Source organism: Thiorhodococcus mannitoliphagus, assembly GCF_010915725.1.
In the GTDB taxonomy this organism is placed as follows: Bacteria; Pseudomonadota; Gammaproteobacteria; order Chromatiales; family Chromatiaceae; genus Thiorhodococcus; species Thiorhodococcus mannitoliphagus.
In genome coordinates this window covers 32,661-49,833 of record NZ_JAAIJR010000032.1, presented here as the reverse complement: position 1 = coordinate 49,833, position 17,173 = coordinate 32,661, and the positions used below count along the sequence as shown (strand labels likewise).

General features: G+C 62.9%; 14 protein-coding genes. 5 read left to right on the top strand and 9 right to left on the bottom strand.

Annotation, left to right across the window (positions count from 1 at the left end):
- The first annotated feature begins 234 nt into the window (after window positions 1-234).
- Window positions 235-3,042, top strand: coding sequence for a 1-acylglycerol-3-phosphate O-acyltransferase (locus G3480_RS09990; protein ID WP_164653741.1), 2,808 nt, complete (start codon window positions 235-237; stop codon window positions 3,040-3,042).
- Window positions 3,043-3,077: 35 nt separating this feature from the next.
- Window positions 3,078-4,166: an AmmeMemoRadiSam system radical SAM enzyme gene (gene amrS, locus G3480_RS09985; RefSeq protein WP_164653740.1), complete on the top strand. Its 1,089-nt coding sequence runs from the start codon at window positions 3,078-3,080 to the stop codon at window positions 4,164-4,166.
- Between the two features lie 16 nt (window positions 4,167-4,182).
- Here amrS and G3480_RS09980 read toward each other — a convergent pair whose 3' ends face one another.
- The 4 genes from G3480_RS09980 to G3480_RS09965 all read right to left on the bottom strand — a co-directional run bounded on the left by G3480_RS09980 (window position 4,183) and on the right by G3480_RS09965 (window position 7,248).
- Window positions 4,183-5,208, bottom strand: a complete 1,026-nt coding sequence (locus G3480_RS09980; protein WP_240905731.1) for an alpha/beta hydrolase — start codon at window positions 5,206-5,208, stop codon at window positions 4,183-4,185.
- Between the two features lie 14 nt (window positions 5,209-5,222).
- Window positions 5,223-5,831 carry an AmmeMemoRadiSam system protein A gene (gene amrA / locus G3480_RS09975; protein WP_338114108.1) on the bottom strand — a complete coding sequence of 203 codons (609 nt, stop codon included), beginning with the start codon at window positions 5,829-5,831 and terminating at the stop codon, window positions 5,223-5,225.
- Window positions 5,818-6,603 carry an AmmeMemoRadiSam system protein B gene (gene amrB, locus G3480_RS09970; RefSeq protein ID WP_164653738.1) on the bottom strand — a complete coding sequence of 262 codons (786 nt, stop codon included), beginning with the start codon at window positions 6,601-6,603 and terminating at the stop codon, window positions 5,818-5,820. Before amrB ends, amrA begins: the two co-directional genes overlap by 14 nt.
- A gap of 309 nt (window positions 6,604-6,912) precedes the next feature.
- Window positions 6,913-7,248, bottom strand: a complete 336-nt coding sequence (locus tag G3480_RS09965) for a hypothetical protein (RefSeq protein WP_164653737.1) — start codon at window positions 7,246-7,248, stop codon at window positions 6,913-6,915.
- 46 nt (window positions 7,249-7,294) lie between these two features.
- On the opposite strand from G3480_RS09965, the gene G3480_RS09960 reads away from it, so the two are divergent.
- Both G3480_RS09960 and G3480_RS09955 read left to right on the top strand, forming a co-directional pair.
- Entirely contained in the window at window positions 7,295-9,232 is a 1,938-nt protein-coding gene (locus G3480_RS09960; protein WP_164653736.1) for a transglycosylase SLT domain-containing protein, read from the top strand.
- Between the two features lie 205 nt (window positions 9,233-9,437).
- Complete coding sequence (locus tag G3480_RS09955) at window positions 9,438-10,022, top strand: hypothetical protein (RefSeq protein WP_164653735.1); 585 nt, start codon at window positions 9,438-9,440, stop codon at window positions 10,020-10,022.
- A 19-nt stretch (window positions 10,023-10,041) separates the two neighbouring features.
- Here the strand turns inward: G3480_RS09955 and G3480_RS09950 are convergent, their stop codons facing one another.
- The 5 genes from G3480_RS09950 to G3480_RS09930 form a co-directional block, all read right to left on the bottom strand.
- On the bottom strand, window positions 10,042-11,319 hold the full coding sequence (locus tag G3480_RS09950; RefSeq protein WP_164653734.1) for a TPM domain-containing protein: 1,278 nt from the start codon (window positions 11,317-11,319) through the stop codon (window positions 10,042-10,044).
- A 421-nt stretch (window positions 11,320-11,740) separates the two neighbouring features.
- Window positions 11,741-12,541 (bottom strand): sulfite exporter TauE/SafE family protein, encoded by an 801-nt coding sequence (locus tag G3480_RS09945; protein ID WP_164653733.1) that lies wholly within the window; start codon window positions 12,539-12,541, stop codon window positions 11,741-11,743.
- Between the two features lie 532 nt (window positions 12,542-13,073).
- Window positions 13,074-14,138: a helix-turn-helix transcriptional regulator gene (locus G3480_RS09940; RefSeq protein WP_164653732.1), complete on the bottom strand. Its 1,065-nt coding sequence runs from the start codon at window positions 14,136-14,138 to the stop codon at window positions 13,074-13,076.
- Between the two features lie 383 nt (window positions 14,139-14,521).
- Window positions 14,522-14,995, bottom strand: coding sequence for a DUF29 domain-containing protein (locus tag G3480_RS09935; RefSeq protein WP_164653731.1), 474 nt, complete (start codon window positions 14,993-14,995; stop codon window positions 14,522-14,524).
- A 297-nt stretch (window positions 14,996-15,292) separates the two neighbouring features.
- A complete protein-coding gene (locus G3480_RS09930) occupies window positions 15,293-15,727 on the bottom strand; it encodes a phosphate-starvation-inducible protein PsiE (protein ID WP_164653730.1) in 435 nt (144 codons plus the stop codon).
- Between the two features lie 559 nt (window positions 15,728-16,286).
- Between G3480_RS09930 and G3480_RS09925 the strand changes: the two genes are divergently transcribed.
- Window positions 16,287-17,009 carry a class I SAM-dependent methyltransferase gene (locus G3480_RS09925; protein WP_164653729.1) on the top strand — a complete coding sequence of 241 codons (723 nt, stop codon included), beginning with the start codon at window positions 16,287-16,289 and terminating at the stop codon, window positions 17,007-17,009.
- Window positions 17,010-17,173: the final 164 nt, after the last annotated feature.

The following is a 17,173-nucleotide window of genomic DNA, read 5'->3' as shown; positions in this document are numbered from 1 at the left end:
GATGATTTCGACTGCCGTTTCTCCTCATACATCCGGCTGTCAGCGCGTCGGGTACGCTTCAGCCCGGATTACCCTAGGCAACCGCTCCGGTATCATTTTGCTTTGACGCTCAGGCGATGACTCTTGGAGCCGCCTCGCCGCCGGGTTTATGCTGAGTTGGCCGAGCCCCGCGAGCATGCTTTCTAACAGCATGGTCCTCGCGCCCCGAACCTGCCGATTGCGCATCCGAGACTTATGACCGAATCTGATCGAACAGCTGATGCTTCCGCGCGCTTGCTGGATATTGTGCGTGCCTTCGCCCGCGAATCCCGTCTCCAGGAACCGCGCGAAGGGGTCGGCCTGGACACGCGTCTGGAAGCGGATCTCGGGCTGGATAGCCTGAGTCGCTCCGAGCTGATCGCCAGGGTCGAATCTGGATTGGCTGCGCGGCTGCCCGATGAGGCCCTCTTGGCGGCGACGCCGCGCGATCTGCTCGCCTTGCTCGGGGCGGGGCGGGGCGGACCTTCGCTCGCTTCGGCGCCTCGGGTGGAGACGGACGTCGCGCTCGGCGGAGCCCCTGCTGGTGCCGCGACGCTCCTGGATGTCCTTGCCTGGCATCGCGATCGTCACGGCTCGCGCACGCACATCACTTACTACGACGCTGAGGATAGCGCCCATCCCATCAGCTATGCGGATTTGGCCTGCGGTGCGGCGCGTGTTGCTGAGCGTCTTCGCCAGGCGGGGCTGAAGCCGGGTGAGACCGTTGCGGTCATGCTGCCGACGAGCCCCGACTATTTCTTCAGCTTCTTCGGGATCTTGGTCGCGGGCGGTGTCCCCGTGCCCATCTATCCGCCGGCGCGGCCGCAGCAGCTCGAAGACCACCTGCGCCGGCATGCACGGATTCTCGAGAACGCCGGCGTCGTGCTGCTCATCACCGTGACCGAGGCGCGCTCGGTCGCGCAGATCCTCAGGGCGCACGTCGCCTCCCTTAAGGACATCATGACCCTGGACGGCCTCTCGGACGAGCCTGAGATCGCTGCTTGGGCAGAGCCGAGGCCAGATGACCTGGCGTTTCTCCAGTACACCTCGGGTAGCACGGGAAACCCCAAGGGCGTCATGCTTTCAAACGCTGATCTATTGGCGAATATTCGCGCCATGGGGGAGGCGATCGCGATCACCCCGGATGACGTCTTCGTCAGCTGGCTGCCGCTCTATCACGACATGGGCCTGATCGGGGCCTGGCTGGGGAGCCTCTATTTCGCGGTTCCCCTGATTTGCATGTCGCCGCTAGCCTTCTTGGCACGCCCCAAGCGTTGGCTGCAGGCGATCGACCGGCATCGTGGGACCCTGTCCGCCGCGCCGAACTTTGCCTATGAGCTCTGTCTGACGCGACTGTCCGAGACGCAGCTCGAGGGTCTGGATCTGAGCAGCTGGCGCCGGGCCTTCAATGGCGCCGAGCCGGTGAGCGCGGAGACGCTGCGACGTTTCAGTGAGCGCTTCGCGGCCCATGGGCTGCGGCCGGATGCACTGACGCCGGTTTATGGCCTTGCCGAGGCGGCCGTGGGCTTGGCCTTTCCGCCGCCGGATCGCGGTCCGCGCATCGATTGCATCGACCGGGTGCGCTTCGCAAGCTCGGGCTATGCGCTGCCTGTCGCCTGCGATGATGCGGACGCGACCGAGGTCGTCGCCTGCGGTCGGCCCTTGCCCGGCTACCAGGTGCGCGTCGTGGATGCGCAAGGCGAGCCGTTGCCGGAGCGCCATGAGGGCCTGCTCCAGTTTCAGGGGCCATCCGCTACCCGCGGCTACTTCCGCAACCCCGAGGCGACCGCCGCGCTCATCCGCGATGGCTGGCACGAGACGGGGGACCGCGCCTATCTCGCCGGCGGTGACATTCATCTCACCGGTCGCGTCAAGGATCTCATCATCCGCGGCGGCCGCAACCTCTATCCTTACGAGGTCGAGCAGGCCCTCGGTGAGCTGCCCGGGATCCGCAAGGGCTGTGTCGTTGCCTTCGCGGCCAAGGATCCCAAGCAGGGCAGCGAGCGGCTGGTGATCGTGGCCGAGTCCAAGGAGCGCGATCCGGCGCGGCGCGCGGCGCTCGTCGAGCGGGCGCGTGAGTGTGCGACCGAGGTTCTGGGCTTGCCGCCGGACGAGATCGTCCTTGCCCCGCCGCGCGCCGTGCTCAAGACCTCGAGCGGCAAGCTGCGGCGCGTCGACACGCGCGAGTGCTACCTGGAAGGCAAGCTCTTTCAGGGGCCTCCGAGGCCCGCGGTGCAAGTGTTGCGTCTGGGGGCGACCGCCGTCGCGACGCGCACTGGACACTTGATCCGCCGCCTGCCCGGCAGCCTCTACGCGCGCTACGCCTGGCTGATCTTCTATCTGATCGCGCCCCTATTTTGGATCCTGGTGATGCTGACGCCCCGTCTGCGTTGGCGTTGGACCCTGGTTCGCATGGGTATTCGCCTCCTGCGCGGGCTGACAGGGATGCGCCTGCGGGTGACCGGTCGTGAGCAGCTGCCGCCGCCTGGGGCTGCGCTCGTGCTGGTCGCCAATCATCAGGGCTATCTGGACGCCCTGGCCTTGAGTGCGGCGATCGAGCGTCCGCTGACCTTCGTCGCCAAACGCGAGCTGATGGAGAACCCCTTGGTCGCGCGTTTCCTGGCACGCATGGGGACGCTCTTCGTCGAGCGCTTCGACCTTCACCGCAGTCAAGCTGAGTCCAGGCAACTCAATGAGGCCCTGGCGCAGGGGCGCAGCTTGGCCTTCTTCCCGGAAGGGACATTCCGCGAGCAGCCGGGACTGCTGCCGTTCCGCATGGGCGCATTCGCGGCCGCTGCGCAGGCGTCCGCCCCGGTCTTACCCGTGGTCATCAAGGGGACTCGCGAGATCATGCCGGGCGACAGCTTCAGACCCAAGCCCGGCAAGGTCGAGGTCGTCATCGGGCCTCTGATCGAGCCGCGCGGCACGGACTGGCAAGCTGCGGCTGAGCTTCGAGACGCGGCGCGCGAGCGCATTGCCGGTGAGCTGGCAGTCCGCAGCTCAGGGGGCTTGGTCCATACTTAAAGCGAAAGGTCTAGGCGCTGCGGGGGATTCTGAAGATGAAAGAAGCAGGCTTCTATGATCGGCTCGACAATGATCGCGTCCAATGTCGTCTCTGTCCGCACGACTGCGTCATTGCCGACGGCGCGCGCGGCGTCTGCGCCGTGCGCTACAACTCAGGCGGCAGGCTCTACACCCTGGTGGCCGACCGGGTCATCTCGCGCCATCTGGATCCCATCGAAAAGAAACCGCTCTTCCACTTCTACCCGGGCTCGGCCGCTTATTCGGTCGCCACCATCGGCTGCAATCTGCGCTGCAGCTTCTGTCAGAACTGGGAGATCAGTCAGTGGGGGCGGGAGCGATTTCCGAAGCACCTTGAGGCGCCGGGCCATGCGCCGGACGACGCCAGGCTCTGTCCGCGCTTGGCCGACCTGGGGGACGAGGTGCCGGGTGATCCGGTCACGCCGGTGCAGATCCTAGAAGGTGCGCTGGCGTCTGGGGCGCGCTCCATCGCCTACACCTATACGGAGCCCACGATCTTCTATGAGCTAGCCTATGAAACGGCCTGCCTGGCGAAGGAAGCCGGCCTGGCCAATGTCTTCATCAGCAACGGCTATATCAGCGAGGCGCCGCAGCGCGAGATCGCCGCCGTCTTGGACGCGGCCAATGTCGATCTGAAGTTCTTTCGTCAGACGAGCTACAGTCACCTCAGCCGGGTCAAGCTGCAGCCGGTGCTCGATGCCATTGCCCGCTACTACGCACTCGGTGTTTGGCTGGAGGTCACGACTCTGGTGATTCCGGGCGTCAATGACTCCGATGAGGAGTTGCGGGACATCGCCGAGTTCATTTGCGCCATCTCGCCGGACATCCCCTGGCACATCTCGCGCTTTCATGGGGCCTATGAGATGAGCCAGGTGCCGCCGACGCCGGCCGCGACCCTGAAGCGGGCGGCCGAGATCGGACAAGCGGCCGGGCTGAGATACATCTATAAGGGCAATCTGCATGGAGCGGACGGCGAGAATACCTACTGCGACCATTGCGGCAAGCTGCTGATCCGTCGCTATGGCTTTCAGCTGATGTCGAATGTTGTGCGCAACGGGGCCTGCCCGGATTGCGGCACGGCCGTGAGCGGCGTTGGGCTCGGCTAGCTCGATGGGGGCGGCATTAGTCTTTGCAGAAGCGCTTGATCCTCTGACCCTGGATCTCGGTTTCTTCGCCCGAGGGGAGCGGCGCGCGCGGGTCGCTGAGCCAGGCCAGGATGTCTCGGCGGACACGCAGGCCTTGGAGGTCGCGGGGCAGGATATGCCAGCCCCGCGTGTAAAGGACGAGCCGCAGCTGTGACGGCGCTTGATGCGCCGGCCGAATCAGTCGGCAGAATGCCTTCTTGGGAATGATCTCGTCGCGCTCGCCATAGAGCAGCAGGATCGGCATGCGCTCCGCCAGGCCGGAGCGTTGCGCCGCGTCCATGAGTTCAGTGACTCCCCAGAGCGCATCGATCCGCGTCTCCTTGATGATCAGCGGATCCGCGGCCATGGCCCGGAGGAGGGCGGGGTTGTCGGTTGGGCTGATGTCGACCCCTTCGCCCGTCAGCTTGAGCCATGGCGCCGTGTGGACGGCGGCCTGGAGGGCTAGGCGCTGATACCAGGGCATGGTGTCGCGCGACCATACGGCGGGCGCGATGAGGATGAGACCGGCGACATCGAGCGGCGGATCGGCCGCGGCGAGCATGGCGACGGCACCGCCCATGCTCTCGCCAGCGATGTAGAGAGGGGTGCGCGGATAACGGCCATGCAGCAAGGCCACCAGCTCCCGCAGATCCTGGGCCAGGCGCTCGCTGCCGTGCCAGCGCCCGGCCTTGTCTGTCGCGCCGAAGCCGCGCTGGTCGGCGGCGTAGGTCGCGATGCCTGCGGCTTGCAGCTCTTCGGCAAGGGGGGCGAAGGCGCGGCTGTAATCGTTGAATCCGTGGAGGCCGAGCAGGATGGCCTGCGGCGTCTCGGAGCCGGCCCAGCGGCGGATCGGCAGACGATAGCCGTCCGACATGATGGCGTGATCCAGGGCGAGGGTCGGCTCGCGGTCGGGCTCATTGGGCGGGACGATCTCAGGCGCCGCGCAGCCCGTCAAGAGCGCGGTTGCGAGGAGTAGGCGTTTCATCAGGGTTGGTGCGCGAGCATCGATGCGGCAGCCATTCATCTGAACTCTCGGCTTCAGGGGGCCGCGCGTTGCGAATGCGGCGGTCGCGCGAAGGATTCCGTGGTGTAGCGAAGCACTTCGAGATCATTGGACCAATAATCCATGGGTAGCCCGGCCTTGCGCTTCAGATGCGCGAGGAAGTCGATGGGATCTGGCAGTTGCTCCCAAACGGCTGGGAGGAAGGTTCCCCTGTGCCTCGCGTCCTTGAGGATGAGCCCGTCCGCGCCTGGACGCAGTTGCTGGAGCAGTTCGGCCTCGGATGCGAAGGCCAGTGGCTCTGGGGCCGTCAGGACGGAGACCTTGATGGTTAGTCGCGGGTATTCCGCCGAGGAGAGTGGCGGGAAGCGGGGGTCTTGGAAGGCCGCGGCGAAGGCATTGTGAGCGACATCCTGCACCAGCGGGCGATAGGCCTCGAGGGCGCCGATGCAACCCCGCAGGTCCGCGTCCATCTCGAGCGTGACGAAGCTGGCTCTGGGTTGACGCAGTGTCTCCGCATAATCCGAGGTGTCAGGCACCCATGGCGAGCGCTGTTCCAGACCCTGGGCGATGGCTTCAGCCGCCACGTCCAGGATGATGGCGCGCTCCTCGGCGCCATAGTTGCCGGAGGACTCAGTAGAAGCCATAGGCGCCATACCCGACAACTTGGTCTCTTGGTCCAGCAGTTTCGCCGGAGTTGCGCAGGTCGAGCGTCTCGGCCCGCAGTCCATGTCGCCTCGCCGCCTCGAGCAGGCCCTTGACCGGGATCCGGCCGCAGGCCTGCTGCTCGCCGATGTCCTGCGGCCGTAACGTCTCGATGGCGCGAGAGGTGGCGGTGTCGAGTTCCTTAGCCCTGTCGTAGCTTAGGTAGTGGCTGAGGTCGGAGCTGGTTACGATGAGTGTCTCTTCACCGCCCCAGAGCAGGTCGAGCACTGCTGCGACGTCCTCCGGATTGGCATCGCCGACGACGAAGGGGACGAGCGAGAAATCGCTGAGCCCTTTCTGTAGAAAGGGGAGCTGAACCTCGAGGCTGTGCTCGAAGGCATGGGCCTCTTCCATGGTGCGAACGGCGGGGTGCGTCAGGGCGACCTCAATGGCGGCGCGGTCCAGCATCACCCGTCCTAGCGGGGTCTCGAAGGCATCGGCATGGCTGGTTGCGAGGCCGCGCAATGGGACCCGATGGGAAGGCCCCAAGAGCACCACCTTGGTGATACTGTCACGCGCATCGGCGAGCGTCGCGTAGGCGCTCGCCGCAATCGAACCTGAGTAGAGGTAGCCGGCGTGCGGGACGATGAGTGCCTTGGGGCTTTGCCGCGCGGGCTTGGCGTCGGCCATGAAGTCATCGAGCATGCGGCTGAGCGCCGCTGCGTTGCCGGGATAGAAGCGGTCTGCGACAGCGGGTCTTCTCACGAGGGACATTGGCCTACCTCCGCTTCGGCTGATGCGAGCCTTGGGCGATGTGATTGCTGGATCTTGCGATCTGTACCAGGCGATGCGGCAAGTGCCGTAACGGCCTGGTGATGGGGGCTTCGCTTGGCTCCCTAGAATCCTTGAGGGCGCAAAATGCTTGCAGACGAGTCAAATTTCGATGAAGCCTCCGACCATCCAAGACCGTCGGTATCGGTATCGGTATCGGTATCGGTATCGGGATCGAACCGACGATAGCGATCCCGATGGCATGACTCGTCGGCCTGAGGCGAAGCCTCCCTAGCTTCATATTAGACGCTGTCAGCCTGCTTTCTGCTCCAACCCTTCCGGCGAGAACGGTTCCAAGAGCTTCGCACAGCCTGCCGCGTCCTTCACCCAGTCGATTCCCGTATCGAGCGGCGCTGCGCTACTCTTGGCGCGTATCTTGGCGACGGATGCCGCGATCATCTCATCTTGGGCCGCCGCGTCCAGTGTCCCTTGGGAACGGGCGGTGTCGGCGGCCAGACAGACCCCTGCCTGGGCACCCATGAGCAATCCTCCGGCCGCACCCATGCCGGCGCCGAATCCGACTGCGAGAACACCTCCAACCGCGATGCCGATCAACAGGAAGACCAGCGCCATAATGACTGCTCTCATGACCCCTCCGAAAATCAGGTGTAATTGGCTCAAGCTCCGATTGAGCATGCTAAACCTTGTGGTGCCTGCCGTCTGCCTTTGTGGGCTCGGCGATGCACGGGCAGACCTGCGGGCGGATTTCCTGGCCGCCGAGCGCGCGGTTGCGCGGGGTGACGCAGCGGTTTTGGAGTCCCTGCCCGCAGCACTGCGGGACTATCCGCTCTTTCCCTACCTCGAGTACCAGGTGCTCGTGCGCGACCTGGATGCGGCTGCGGATGAGCATGTCGAGGACTTCCTGATGCGCTATGCGGGCTCCCCCATGGCCGAGCGCTTGCGCCCCGCTTACCTGAAGCGACTGGCGGCCGCGGAGCGATGGTCGGACTACGCCCGGGTCTATCGGACAGATGATTCGGTCGAGCGGCAATGCTTCTATCGTCGAGCCCTGATTGAGACGGGCCGAGGTGAGCTTGCCCTGGCGGACGTTGAGAGCCTCTGGCTGTCGGGTCGATCGCGCCCGAGCGCATGCGATCCGGTCTTCGATGCCTGGCGCGTCTCAGGGGGGCTGACAACGCAGCTCGTTTGGGAGCGCCTGCGTCTGGCCATGGAGGCAGATAGTCTAGGCCTTGCGCGCTATCTCGAAGGATTCTTGCCGGACGCGGAGAAGCCCTGGTTCGCGCTTTGGATGGCGGTGCGCCGCGATCCAGAGCGGATCCTCGAAACGGCCTTTCCAAGCGGGCCTCACCAGATGCGTGCTCACATCCTGGCGGAGGGTATTCTCAGGCTCGCCGGCCGATCGGCTACCCAGGCTGAGCTTGCGTTGCGACGCTACGCAGATGAGATCGCGTCTGCCGAGCAGGCCTCTGGGCGCGCTCACAGCGCCGTTGCCAAGGCACTCTTGGCGTCCGGCAATCACGCTGGGCTCGCGGTCTGGGACGGGCTGGTGCCAAGTGCCGACAACCTGGCCGATCAGGAGCGACGCCTGCGCAAGGCGATCGCGCTCGGGGCATGGGATTGGGTGGCGGCTTGGATCCGGGTGATGCCCGACAGCACGGCGAAGCGTGATCGCTGGCTCTATTGGCTGGGACGGGCGGAAGAGCGGCTTGGTCACACCGAGGAAGCCGAGCGCAGCTATGCCGAGGCAGCCCTGCAGCGCAGCTTCTGGGGCTTCATGGCGGCGGACCGTGTCGGTCATGCCTACGCGCTCGATCACACCCCGACACCGGCTGAGCCCGAGCGCATTCGTGAGATCGTCACTACGCCAGCCTTCGCCCGGATGCGCGAACTCGACCGTCTTGGGCGCGAAACCGACCTACGCCGTGAGTGGCGTGCGCTGAGCAAGGATCTGGATCGCGGCGGCTTACTGGCCGCGGCCTATGTCGCCGATGCCTTTCGCTGGCACGATCAGGCCGTCTTTACGCTCGCAAGGGCCGACTATTGGGATGACCTGGAGCTGAGATTTCCGCTGGAGCACCAAGCGCTTGCAGCTGAGATCGCCTGGCAGGCAGGGCTCGGGACCGATTGGGTGATGGCTGTCTTGCGTCAGGAGAGCGTCTTCGCGCGCACCATCGCGTCTTCTGCCGGTGCCATTGGTTTGATGCAACTGATGCCGGAAACGGCGGCGGACGTTGCTGCGGGGTTAGGGCTGTCTAGGCCCTCGCGCTGGGATCTCTTCGATCCGCAGCTCAGCATCAGGCTCGGCGCCGAGTATTTGGTGTGGATGCGTGATCGCTTCGGCCATGCGGCCTTGGCGACAGCCGCCTACAACGCCGGCCCTCATCGCGTCGCGCGCTGGCGTCCGCAACACTGCACGGACGTCGATCTTTGGATCGCCAGCATCCCCTTCGCCGAGACGCGGCAGTACGTCGAGCGCGTGCTGACCTATCGAATGATCTACGCCGCCCGACTCGGAGCCGATTCCTTTCGATTGAGCGAGATCCTTCCAGGCGTCTTGGGTCGCGACGCACTCGGTGGGCAGTCCTCGACAAGTGTCGCCGGTGGCGATTGATCCCGAACCTAACTGAGGCTGACCTCTGTTAAACTTGCCGGTTAGTCTTCAGGCATCTTCTTATGAGTTGCGCTTTCGATCAGATTTGAACGGCCAGGGCTCGGTCTCGTGCTGCGGAGCACTCCAGGCTGGCCTCATGCGGATGACCGGCCCTATGCAACGGATGTTTTTCCGGCAATCTCCTGTTTTACTCAGGCTGTGCGCCATGTTCTTGCTGCTCGTTTTCCTTGGCGCTGTCGCCGGGAATGTGGCGGCGGAGACGCCTGCAGAGGCGATGGCGCGCGCCATCGCGCGAATGATGGAGAGCATGGGGTTCGCTGGCGCGGCTGGTTATGACGCATCTGCGTACCCTAAGCCGGGCGTGATGCCCGGCTTGCCGACACCCATGGGGGCTTGGTCTGGGAGCGGGATCCCAACGCCGCCGGCGTCAGGCGCCGACGGCTCGCCAATGGATCAAATGACCCAGATGGGTCAGCAGATGCTGCAAGGAGTGCAAGGGCAGGCGGCGAGCGCCCCTTGGGGCCAGTCGTCGCTGGAAGGCGTGTGGGAGGACAATCAGAGTGGCGTCTTGATTGTTCAGGGCGGACGCTATCGCCTCTACTCGCAATGCAGAGGTTATATCGAGGGCGCTATCCGGATCTCCGGTAGCCGCGTCGAGCTGAGCAACGACACCCAAGAGGGTATGACTCAGGGTTTCGAGTATGTCTTGGACCAAGGCCGTTTGGTCCTGAGAAATGAGAGCGGCCAGGTCTTTCTCTATCGCCGCTTGATCCTCAGCCGGGAGCGTTAAATTCGCCTCCTGCAATGGATCAAGGCGCCGGATGCGCGAGCTTGATCCGTTTGCCGTCGCGCAGCACGGTGAAGCGAACCATTGCGCCCCGTTCGACGGTGTAGAGGTGGCTGTATACCCACTCCATGGTCGGGCGCTCCTCGCCGTCGAGTTCCACGATTCTATCGCCTACCTTGAGCCCCATCTTCTCCCCGACGGAATCCGCGTCGATCGATAGGATGATCAGGTCCTCTTGTCTGAAGGTAAAGCACCAGCGACATCTGTCTTCCGCCGCCAAAGGCTCGGGAAGCGCTGGGAAAGCAAAGGCGAACTCACCGGCGCCCCAGGGTATGCTCCAGTGGTTGTTGTCGTCGAAGCGGATATATTTCTGCATGCCCACGAAATCGATCCGCCACCGACCTTCTTGACGGCGCAGTAGATAGGGATTGCAGACCCCCGGCTCCGGGTCGTACTGCACGACGGCCAGCTTACCCTGAATCTGATAGCGCTCACCCGAACAGCGTCGGTGCTCCCGCGCCACGTTGCGCATCTGAGCCTTGGTCACGACCCAATCCTTCAACATTGCCTGAGATCCACCTGTGTAGATGTCCAGGTCTGGCCGAGCGTTGCCTTCCTCCATCGCTTGCATGTAGGCATTGATGGTTTCGATTGGGTTGCCCTCCGAGCTGACGTCCGGCATGGGCGTAATGTCCTCGGCGCTTTCCGGCGGCGGGGGGGAGGCGATCTGCACCGTCGCTGCATCCGGCTCTTGGGCGGAGTCGGCGTTGAAGTTGATGTCCTTCGCCGCCTCCTGGGCCCGTGTGACGATGAGTTCACTGGCCGCGACCACACCTTCGCCGACACGGCCATCGCGGAAGAACGGCGTCATCTGAGCCCCTTCCACCAAAGCTACGAATGGTGCCGCGTAGATCGCTTCAAGCTCGCTGCCGACCACGAGACTCACCTCCTGTCGGCGCGAGTTGACGACGAGGAGCAGGCCCTTACCAGACTCACTGAAGCTCTCATCACTCAGCTCGGCGAAGCGGCGCCCCGCGATGGAGTCGGTGGGCTTTGGGGATGATGTCGTGATGACGCGATAATCGATGCCGTAATCTTCCTGAAGCGCGTGATGGTAGTCGACCACAAAGGCCGACTCGGTCTCGCTGAGCGCGTGCGCCTCGTCCATGATGAGCTGAATCTCGACCACGGGAGAGCCGGTCAGGAGGACTCTGAGGTTCAACAAGGCAACCGCCAGAAGCAATCCGGCAACTAAGATTTGGGACTTGGCGAGGATCCCCGAGCTTTGATCGGCGATCATGTTCGAATCAGCTTGTCTCTTGCTGGGTTGGTTGTGTGTCTCGCGCCACGGCGAAACCTGGAGGAGGGGAGCAGTGGAAGGTCAGGCTCGAACATCATGGCTCTCGGGTGCTGATGGGCGCCTTGCCGGCTCGGCGCGACGCTCTCTTGGCTCCTATTGCTTGCGGATCAGGGCCTGCGTCTAGTGTTGCCCCTGTTGGGAGCCTGCTCATGGGTTCGTGAGCACGGCGCCGCGAGCAGGGCAACCTCGCTATGCCGGCGCTTGCTTCAATTCAATGCGAGCGACAGCGCATCCACATCCTGAAGATTTACAGCCGGGAACAAGCAATCTGGCCTTGAGTTTGATTCCCTGACGCCGATTAGGTCAAGCTCAGTGACGCAGGCGCTGAGCGCGAACTGCCCCTGCTCGACGCGAAATGTCCTCAGCTTAGCCCAAGCTCTATGGCTACTAGGATCAACAGACCACCGAAGATGCGTTTGAGCACGGGCACTGGAAGCTGATGGGCAAGTCGCGCACCCAGGGGTGCTACGGGCATGCTGGCGACCAGGATGGTGATTGCCGCCGGCCAGTAGACAAAGCCCGAACCCAAGGCTGTTTGCCCGATTCGCCCCCAGCCTGCGATCACAAATCCGATGGTGCCGGCGATGGCGATGGGCAGCCCACATGCCGCCGAGGTGCCAACGGCCTTGCGCATGTCGATCCCGCGGCTATTGAGGAAGGGGACCGTGATTGTTCCGCCACCGATGCCGACAAGGGCGGAAAGCATGCCGATGGCCCCGCCAACCCCCCCGAGACCTAAGCGGCCGGGCATGGGGCGTGGCGTCTCAAGGATAGGCGAGCGACTGCTCAGCATTTTGAGTCCAACGAATCCGAGGAAGGCAGCAAAGAGGCGCTTGAGCCAAAGGTCGGGAATGAAAGCGACCAGAGAGGCTCCAGCCAAGGCGCCGAGAACAATGCCTGGCGTGAGCTGGGCGAAGAGGTCCCAGCGCACCCCGTTGCGACGGTGGTGCGCGAGTGTCGATGCGGCTCCGGTACCAATGATGGTCGCAAGCGATGTTCCGATGGCGAGGTGCGGTATCCACTCGGTTGCCAGTTGGATGTGCGTGAAGATCAAGATCAAGGCTGGGACGATGACAGCTCCGCCGCCGACGCCGAAGAGGCCGGCTAGAAGCCCGGAAAGGCCCCCGACCAGTAAGTAAGATAGGGCTTCAGGAACCGACATGGTTGAGCTGGGAGGTCAATCTGGGGGCTGCTCGCCGGGGGCGCAGCGAAATGGGAGGATGCCGCGCTAGGAGCAGATCCTGGTCGCGAAGTGCAAATCGCTCAGAGGGCCTCTGTCTGACTGCTTTGTAAAGGTCATGGCGTTGCATCGCAGCTTGGAACACTGAGTGCCCCATTTTACGCGACCCTGAAGAGATCGTCGCCGGCCTCGTTTCCAAATACATGCGGCGAACTCTCGGTGCGGACGCTGGGTCCACGGAGCCAAAGCCCGACGCGAGCAATTCATGTGCTGGATCATGTGCTTGGGCGCGCGCCAATCACCAGCGTGACGGTGAGGTGCCCAAGTTTTCAGATGGTAGGGTAAGCCGGGGTGGGACTCAATCGCGGCGTCGATCATGGTTTCGGCGAGTCGTCTTCCGTAGGGTGGACAAGCGCAGCGCAGTCCACCAACGCCGACGCGGGATTCGGTGGACTTCGCTCTCGCTCGTCCACCCGGGCCAACTGATGACCAAGGCATCAATTGCCTTTGCGACCTACTGACAAGTGCTTTTTGGTACGGCGCTCGCGACCGGGATCAGCTCGGCCTCCAAACCGAGAACCTTGGAGATCATCGCGGTCCGGCTGCGCACGTCGATCTTTCCATAGACTCGGCGCAGATGATCCTTGACCGTCTTTTCGTCGATGCCGAGTTCCCCAGCGATGTCGGCATTGGAGAGACCGCGCATGACGCAGAGCGCGACTTCGACTTCGCGCCTGGATAGTCGGCTGCGAGCCAAGCGTGTCGCCAGTGCTTGGCGCCTTTGGATGGGTTCGACCGCGATGACCGTGACAGCACCGGCGTTGCAGTGCTCCAGGGCATGGGATTGCGCGCTCGCCTCAAGCTCGATCCAGCTCAGCAGGCTGCGCCTGCTCAGCGCAAGAATGCGAAGCCTGAACACCCGTTCATCGTCATTGCGCCAGACCGATCCGGACTCAGCCAGTGCACGGATGGTCGCCGCAGGAAGCTCGGCCAGTAGCTCCTGGACGCTATCGTTGGCATAGATCAGCCGATTGTCACTGGTCAGTGCGAGCAGGCCCCTTTGTACGCCAATGGACTGCGCGTCTGTTGGTTTATTGAAGACGCTCGACATCGCGATATGCGGTGCGATGCCGTTGATGAGACTGATTTCTTCGTCGGAAAAATTGCTGGCGCCCGCCCGCCGGTGCAGCCTCAAGAGCGCGATGGGCTGACCACGCCAGCCGGCAACCACTGTCAGTGCATGCTCGAAACCAAAACGACTGCGCGTATTCTGTGTCGCTGGCGCAGCTTGAGGGTCGCGCGTCAGCAGCCTGGAGAGCAAGTCGGCTTCGTTGAGTCGTGTGGGGCAGCGCAGGCTCAAGGAGCAGAGATCGGCCGAGGCGTGGTTCTTCAGATATTCATCAATGAGTCCGGCATCGGAGCCCGCGCAAACCCCTTGAGCAATCTCGTAGGTGTGTTGATCGATCTGAAAGATCGCTGCAGCGTCAAAAGGCGCGACCCCCTGAAGATTGCCGAGGAACTCTTTGGAAACGAGGTCTTGGTCGCGTAGCCCGTAGAGTGGGTTGACGAGATCAAGCATGCTTCGCTTGGGAGGATTCAGGAGGGCATTCATAGTCCTTGGCCTTATACAACAGCTCATCCGATGGACAGCTCATCTGATTGCGCTTGAGAGGAGGCGAAGAGAAATCTCCGCGTTGTTCTGCCTCGCTTTCAGGAGCGAAGACAAGAGCAATTTCCCGCGCAGAATTGCCGACGCGGATAGGTGTGGAGTGACTGCCGGGCCAGGCGTGCTCGACCGGGCGCGGGAGTAGCATTCGAAAGTGTACGCTGGGTGACAGACCCTGGCCAGTCGAGCCGATGGAAGGGCGATTGCCGGACCCGAGAAGGACGCAGGGCAATCGCATCAAGAGTTAGCTTTCAATGACTCGGGGTGCGCGAAAACCGCTCTTGGCGTCCTGAACCTTAAGGCTGCGTGTTCGGATAAAAGGTTTTGTCGAGTAATTCAGTGACGGTATAGGGACAGTGCTCAGGAAAGGTCGCTGGCGGCAAGCCGGATTCGTCGCAGGCGAGTTCGATGGCGTCAGGATAGGTGGCCGCGATGGTGTCTGCGAGTATGCCTTTCAGACCGGGCGATTGCTTCAGTAGATCGGCCAACTGCTTGCGTTGCTCGATGATGGTCGAGCGCCAGCTGCGTCCGTCGAATTCGCGCCAGCGATCCGCCAACGTCTGATATGGGTATTCCCATTTGAGTAGATGTGCGAGTAATACCAGTAAGCGGCTGTGGAGTTCGCGACGATCACTCTTGCCCATGTCGCTGAGTTCCTCCAGCAGATGCGCGATGTCGAGTTCGTCAAAGCGGCGTTCACGCAGGAGTTCGGCGTTGCGTTGCGCCCAGGCGGCATAGTCGGTTTGGTAGAGGGTAGCGAGGTCGGTCATGATGGGAGTCCTCCCAAACCCCTGTTGCAAAGGGGGTGCTCTAAAGACGACGCAGTCGAGTCTATCGGTTCCCCTTTTTGCGGAGGGGGCAAGTAGGACGCCATCAACCGCTGCGCACTTGGGTGTTGTGTCTGTTCTTCATGGGATCGAATCCGGCTCTCCTCGCTGGTGTGTCTGATAGTCTGCCTATGACGGGGGCGCTGGACCATACTGCTGCGGTGCAAAGAGCCTTAAGTCGTAGATCAATATTTCATCAAGCACTACCCGAGATCCGAGAGCGCCCAATGCTTTCCGTCCCTAGCCGTGATGCCGATCCTCCTCTTGATGCTCCGCTTTCTCAGTTGCATCGGTGCTGTAGCGCTGGCTGAAGCGGATGATGAGGATCGCGATACTGACCAGTAGGATGGCGCCGCCTTCGTAGATCAGGTTCTCAGGGGCAATGTTCTTGCCTTGAAGGACAATGAGGCGGGAGAGTGCGGTGACGGCGATGAACATGGGATAAGTGAATGGAACGCTGCGTCTGAGGAAGTAGACATTCGCCATCGCCATGATCTCGATGAAGATGAACATGAGTAGGAGGTCTTCCAGTCTGACCTCGCCATGTTGATAGATGCCATAGATGAGCTGGCCGATCCCGATGAGTGCGAGGCCGCCGACGCCGACGAGCACGGCCTTCTCGATGTAGAGAAAGACGATCGACAGCCATCGGTCGAGCGGTGTTGCTGAGTGCATCTGATTCTCTCCTAGGGGGTGATCGTCACTTGATTGTCGACCAGGGTCCTCTGGACCGCCTCGATCCTTCCCGCGGCCTTGAAGCTCGGCGGCCAGGTCTCGTCTCGGATCTCACGCGGGCGATCGAGACGCTGGGGCTGGTCAGGGTGGGGACGCAGCCGTGATCTCTTGCGGCATCTGGTCGTACTTGAGAAAGGCCAAGCCGCCAAGGATGGCGAGCAGCGCGAGGATGATGAGGAAGCGCGGCGCTGCCGTACCCTAGAATCCTTGAGGGCGCAAAATGCTTGCAGATGAGTCAAATTTCGATAAAACGTCCGACCATCCAAGGCCATCGGTATCGGTATCGAGACGACGATAGCGATCCCGATGGCATGACGCGTCGGTCTGAGGCGAAGCCTCGCTAGAATGACGGGTCGGCGATGCATTGGCGCGCTTGGCTAGCCAGTGAGCCCTCTCCTTTTGCTTGCCGATATGATGCTAGAAGGCGCGCACGGCCGCCAGCGGCCAGGCGGAGCCTTTCTCCTGGCGGTTGACTCCTTCAAGAAGGATCATTGCGATCATGAGTGTGCAATTCAAAATCAACGACCCCGAGGCCTACCGCAGCTGTGGCGAGCTGGATGTGATGCAAGCGCTGCTCGTCGTCGACGCAAGCCGCATCATTGAGCTTGGCTGCGGCGCCGCCTGGATGACGCGGCAGCTTGTCGAGCGGTTGGGCGCGGCGCAGGTCACGGCGACCGAGGTGGATCGCATCCAGCATGCGAAGAATCTGGACATCCAGGACCTCCCCAAGGTCGAGTTTCGACTTGGCGGCGCGGAGGCCATCGATGCGCTGGACGCCAGCTACGACGTGGCCTTGATGCTGAAGTCACTCCACCATGTCCCCGTCGATCGCATGGATCAGGCACTCGCGGAGATCCATCGCGTGCTGGTTCCCGGTGGTGCCCTCTACGTCTCGGAGCCCGTCTACTGGGGGCCGTTCAACGAGGTGATGCGCCTCATTCACGATGAGCGCGAGGTGCGGATCGCCGCCTTCGAGGCCATGCGGCGCGCCGTCGACGCGGTGCTTTTCAAGCTCGAGCACGAGATCTTCTACGAGGCCGAAGGGATCTACCCGGACTGGGACAGTTTCGCGGGCCGGTTTCTCCACGTCACCCATACCGAACATGATCTAGACGCCGAGCAGATCGCGCGCGTCCGCGCAGCATTTGAGCGGCATCTCACGCCCGCGGGCGCGCGCTTCATGAAGCCGCATCGGGTCGATCTGCTGCGCCGGATCCCTTAGCTCGGTCGCCGCTGTGCTAAGCAAGTGTCCATCAATTGTTTCCCGATGCGAGCGATGCCGCCCGAAATCCCCCCTAGCCCCCCTTTGTGAAAGGGGGGAAGTTGTTGATGGACGCTTTCTAAGCAAGTGTCCATCAATTGTTTTCCGATGCGAGCGATGCCGCC